The 482-nt window shown below is 52.3% G+C and carries 1 rRNA gene; it reads right to left on the bottom strand.

Annotated features, from left to right (window positions below):
• Positions 1-431, bottom strand: a 23S ribosomal RNA gene (locus BJL95_RS21725); the annotation flags it as partial.
• Positions 432-482: the final 51 nt, after the last annotated feature.

Here is a 482-nt window from a genome sequence, read left to right on the forward strand (position 1 = left end):
TTTTCGTGTACGGGATTCTCACCCTCTACGACAGGCCGTTCCAGACCACTTCCACTAACACAATGATTTCTTACTGTCGGCCAACACGGCAGCATTGACAAGATGAACCCCACAACCCCACGAATGCAACACCTGCCGGCTATCACACATCCATGGTTTAGCCTCTTCCGCTTTCGCTCGCCACTACTCACGGAATCACTATTGTTTTCTCTTCCTGTGGGTACTGAGATGTTTCACTTCCCCACGTTCCCTCCACACACCCTATATATTCAGGTGCGGGTAACACGACATCACTCGTGCTGGGTTTCCCCATTCGGACATCCTCGGATCTCAGCTCGGTTGACAGCTCCCCGAGGCTTATCGCAGCCTCCTACGTCCTTCATCGGCTCCTGGTGCCAAGGCATCCACCGTACGCTCTTCATTACTTACAACAAAGATGCTCGCGTCCACTGTGCAGTTCTCAAACAACACACAACCAACCA

The organism is Methylomonas sp. LWB (assembly GCF_001856095.1).
In the GTDB taxonomy this organism is placed as follows: domain Bacteria; phylum Pseudomonadota; class Gammaproteobacteria; order Methylococcales; family Methylomonadaceae; genus Methylomonas; species Methylomonas koyamae_A.